This is a genomic window from Micromonospora echinofusca (assembly GCF_017614955.1).
GTDB lineage: Bacteria > Actinomycetota > Actinomycetes > Mycobacteriales > Micromonosporaceae > Micromonospora > Micromonospora echinofusca_A.
In genome coordinates, this window is sequence record NZ_WVUH01000593.1 from 1 (window position 1) to 2,160 (window position 2,160).

The 2,160-nt window shown below is 68.4% G+C and carries 3 protein-coding genes; 2 read left to right on the forward strand and 1 reads right to left on the reverse strand.

The features are described from left to right. Positions 1–633: chitinase (locus GSF22_RS33085; RefSeq protein ID WP_244454578.1), on the forward strand; the 633-nt coding region annotated here is incomplete at its 5' end. A gap of 93 nt (positions 634–726) precedes the next feature. Here GSF22_RS33085 and GSF22_RS35920 read toward each other — a convergent pair. Then, on the reverse strand, positions 727–1,005 hold the full coding sequence (locus GSF22_RS35920) for a mycothiol transferase (protein ID WP_307804512.1): 279 nt from the start codon (positions 1,003–1,005) through the stop codon (positions 727–729). Between the two features lie 201 nt (positions 1,006–1,206). On the opposite strand from GSF22_RS35920, the gene GSF22_RS33095 reads away from it, so the two are divergent. Beyond that, entirely contained in the window at positions 1,207–1,965 is a 759-nt protein-coding gene (locus tag GSF22_RS33095; protein ID WP_208817839.1) for an SDR family NAD(P)-dependent oxidoreductase, read from the forward strand. The last annotated feature ends 195 nt before the right edge of the window (positions 1,966–2,160 follow it).

Consider the following 2,160-nt stretch of genomic DNA (forward strand, 5'->3'; position numbering starts at 1 on the left):
CCCACCAACCCCGGCGACTTCGTGGTCACCGAGGCTCAGTTCAACCAGATGTTCCCCAGCCGGAACTCCTTCTACACGTACTCCGGCCTCGTCGCCGCCCTCAGCGCCTACCCCGCGTTCACCAAGACCGGCAGCGCCACGGTGCAACGGCAGGAGGCGGCGGCCTTCCTGGCGAACGTGCACCACGAGACCGGCGGGCTCGTCCACATCGTGGAGCAGAACACCGCGAACTACCCGCACTACTGCGACGCCGGCCAACCCTACGGCTGCCCCGCCGGCCAGGCGGCCTACTACGGGCGCGGGCCGATCCAGCTGAGCTGGAACTTCAACTACAACGCCGCCGGCAACGCCCTCGGGCTACCCCTGCTGACCAACCCCTGGCTGGTCCAGAACGACGCCGCGGTGGCCTGGAAGACCGCCATCTGGTACTGGATGACCCAGAACGGGCCCGGCACCATGACCGCCCACAACGCGATGGTCACCGGCGCCGGATTCGGCGAGACCATCCGCAGCATCAACGGCTCGATCGAATGCAACGGCGGCAACCCCGCCCAGGTGCAGAGCCGCGTGACCAAGTACCAGCAGTTCGTCGGCCTGCTCGGGGTTCCGGCTGGCGCCAACCTGTACTGCTGACTCGCAACCGGGCCCCGTCACCTTCGGTACGCCGGTGACGGGGCCCAGGAAGCGGAGGGTCCGCCGGGTCGGTGCGGACGTGGAACCAGTTGCCTACCTCGACGGGCGGTGTGTCTGGCCTCCTCCGAAGGCCACGTCGCGGACGTTGGTGTGCCGGGCTGCTGTCCCTGTCAGGCCTTCGAGCTGTTCGCGCAGGATGTCGGCGTGGCCGGCGTGCCGACTCGTCTCGGTGAGCACGGGGACCAGGATGGTGAACCGGGTGCCCCGTGGACGCGACCACCAGGGCACATGAGCCGGTTGGGTGGACGGCCAGGGGATGTCCTCGCGTCCGGCGCTCCCCCACGCGACGGCAGCCGTCGATGTTCTCCTCACGCGTCTCGTGCTCGGGCCGACATGTCGCTGTCAGGTGCCTCGTCGTCCCGGCATCCAGCCTGCTTCCGGCGGGGTGACCGGGCACAACGCGAGGTCCGATACACGCCAGACCCGGCTGCCGTCGTACTGAAGGCTGATGGAGGTGGTCGTGCTTCGGGCCCAGCCGACCCCGGTATCACCTCTCCTCGAAAGGTTCTTTCCATGTCTTCCCGTCTGGACTCCAAGGTTTTCGTCGTCACCGGCGGTTCCTCCGGTATCGGTCTCGCCGTCGCGCGGCAACTCGCGTCGGAAGGCGCCGCCGTCGTCATCGGCGCCCGTCGTAAGGACATCGGTGAAGGGGCTGCCGAGAGCATCCGGGCCACGGGTGGCCGGGCGCTCTTCGTTCCCGCCGACGTCTCCGTCGAGGCCGACGCCGCCGCACTGGTCGCGGCGGCACTCTCCGAATTCGGCAGGCTGGACGGGGCGTTCAACAACGCCGGCTCCATCAACGCCTCCGGCCCGCTGCACAGCATCGACGGTGACGACTGGAACGCTGAGATCACCCAGAACGTCACCAGCGTCTTCAACTGCCTCAAGCACCAGATGCCGGAGGTACTCAAGACCCGTGGGGCGATCGTCAACAACGCCTCCAACATGGGAGTCGTCGCGCTACCCGGCGTCGCCCCGTACGTCGCCGCCAAACACGCGGTCGTGGGCCTCACCCGGGCCGCCGCACTCGAAGTGGCCGAACAGGGTGTGCGGGTCAACGCCATCACCACCGGCGGGGTCGACACGCCGCTGGCCCGCACCTCGATGCTGACCAGCGACGAGGCGGTCGCGCAGATCTCGGCGATGCACCCGGTGAACCGCATCGCCCGGCCCGAGGAGATCGCCCCGTTCGTGGCGTTCCTGCTGAGCGACGACGCCTCGTTCATCACCGGCGCGGCCCTCGCGATCGACGGCGGATTCACCACCCGCTGACCGCCGGGCTACTGGTGGGCGCCGTACCCACCTGTCGCCTGTCCCCCCGCAGGAACCCAGCGCTGCTAGTAGTGCTTTGTTAGGTTGGGACGAGTTGGTGGCAGAGAGGGCAGAACCCGAGCCAGGTCGCGAGTAGGTACTGCAGTTGCCGCAGGACGGCGTAGAGGCTCAGGTCTGCCCCACTGCTTTTGGGCG

Bases quoted from the DNA above. Each gene is read 5' to 3' on its own strand.
- GSF22_RS33095 (WP_208817839.1), top strand. From the start codon at position 1,207: ATGTCTTCCCGTCTGGACTCCAAGGTTTTCGTCGTCACCGGCGGTTCC.